The organism is Polaromonas sp. P3_C2, from assembly GCF_056402675.1.
This window is the reverse complement of record NZ_JBFUGX010000749.1, coordinates 1-1,827: the sequence shown is the minus strand read 5'-3', so window position 1 is coordinate 1,827 and position 1,827 is coordinate 1. Positions and strand designations below refer to the sequence as shown.

Genomic DNA, 1,827 nt, shown 5'->3' with positions numbered 1-1,827 from the left:
CCCCTGGGCACCGCCATCGAACTGCTCGCCGCCGTGCCGTCCATCGTCTACGGCATGTGGGGCCTGCTGGTGTTCGGCCCCATCCTGGCCACCTACGTACAGCAGCCGCTGCAAAGCCTTTTGAGCGGCGTGCCTTATCTGGGCGCGCTGGTGTCTGGCCCCCCCGTCGGTATCGGTATTTTGTCGGCGGGCATCATCCTGGCCATCATGATCATTCCCTTCATCGCCTCGGTGATGCGGGACGTGTTTGAAGTGACACCGGTGCTGCTCAAAGAGTCCGCCTATGGGCTGGGCTCCACCACCTGGGAAGTTGTCTCCAAGGTCGTGCTGCCTTACACCAAAGCCGGTGTGGTGGGCGGCATCATGCTGGGCCTGGGCCGGGCCTTGGGCGAAACCATGGCGGTCACGTTCGTGATCGGCAATTTCAACCAGCTCGATTCGCTGAGTCTCTTCCAGGCCGCCAACAGCATCACGTCGGCGCTGGCCAACGAGTTCGCTGAAGCGGGCGAGGGCCTGCACCAGGCTGCTTTGATTTACCTGGGCCTGGTGCTGTTCTTCATCACGTTTGTCGTGCTGTCGCTGTCCAAGCTGCTGCTGGCCCAACTGCGAAAAAGTGAAGGGGTGAAAACATGAGCGCCGTGATGCACGATGCGCGGTTGGCCAAGTTTGCCCGCCGCAAGCGGGTCAACCGGATTGCGCTGGTTCTCTCCCTCGCAGCCATGTCCTTTGGCCTGTTCTGGCTGGCATGGATTTTGTGGGAAACGATTCGCCTGGGCGTGGGCGGTCTTTCATGGGCAACCCTGACCCAGATGACGCCGGCGCCCAATGAAGAGGGCGGTATCGCCAACGCAATTTACGGCTCCTTCCTGATGGTGCTGCTGGCCACTTTTGTGGGCACGCCGATCGGCATCATGGCGGGCATCTACCTGGCCGAATACAACACCAAGGGCATGCTGGCATCCGTGACGCGCTTCGTCAACGACATTCTGCTGTCTGCACCATCCATCGTGATTGGCCTGTTTGTGTACACGGTCGTCGTGTCGCAGTTCAAATCCTATTCGGGCTGGGCCGGTGTCCTGGCGCTGGCACTGATCGTTATTCCCGTGGTGATTCGCACCACGGAAAACATGCTGCAACTGGTGCCGCCAGGCCTGCGTGAAGCGGCTTACGCCTTGGGCGCGCCGAAGTGGAAGGTCATCACCAGCATCACCTTGCGTGCCGCACGTGCCGGCGTGACGACCGGCATCCTGCTGGCCGTGGCGCGGATTGCCGGGGAAACGGCGCCGCTGCTCTTCACGGCGCTGAACAACCAGTTCTGGACGTCTGACCTAAGCCAGCCCATGGCGAGCCTGCCTGTGACGATCTTCAAGTTTGCGCTGAGCCCTTACGAGAACTGGCAGCAGCTGGCGTGGGCAGGCGTGTTCCTGATCACCATGGCCGTGCTTGGCTTGAACATCCTGGCGCGTGTATTGACACGCGCCAAAAACTGACAGGCTGACGCCTTTCCTTTAGACCACACAACACAACAAGGTCACAGATGGATACCCTTACTGCACCACGTGAGCAATCGAAAATTTCGGTCAAGAACCTCGACTTCTACTACGGCAAGTTCCACGCCCTCAAAAGCATCAACCTGGAAATTCCCGAGAAGAAGGTCACGGCCTTCATCGGCCCTTCGGGCTGCGGCAAGTCGACGTTGTTGCGCATCTTCAACCGCATGTATGAGCTTTATCCCGAGCAGCGCGCAGAAGGTGAAATCATGTTCGACGGTGAGAACCTGCTGACGTCCAAAAAAGACGTGGCGCTGATCCGCTCCAAGGTCGGTTT

At 59.7% G+C, this 1,827-nt stretch carries 3 protein-coding genes; all 3 read left to right on the top strand.

Features of this window, described 5'->3' with window-relative positions:
* On the top strand, positions 1 to 633 hold a 633-nt coding region (gene pstC, locus AC1DWI_RS21490), incomplete at its 5' end, for a phosphate ABC transporter permease subunit PstC (protein ID WP_477725711.1).
* Positions 630 to 1,490: a phosphate ABC transporter permease PstA gene (pstA, locus tag AC1DWI_RS21485; RefSeq protein ID WP_477670887.1), complete on the top strand. Its 861-nt coding sequence runs from the start codon at positions 630 to 632 to the stop codon at positions 1,488 to 1,490. The genes pstC and pstA, both read left to right, overlap by 4 nt.
* A 47-nt stretch (positions 1,491 to 1,537) precedes the next feature.
* On the top strand, positions 1,538 to 1,827 hold a 290-nt coding region (locus AC1DWI_RS21480; RefSeq protein ID WP_477725710.1), incomplete at its 3' end, for an ATP-binding cassette domain-containing protein.

Excerpts from the sequence above, each read along its gene's own strand:
- pstA (WP_477670887.1), top strand. The coding sequence starts at position 630 with ATGAGCGCCGTGATGCACGATGCGCGGTTGGCCAAGTTTGCCCGCCGC.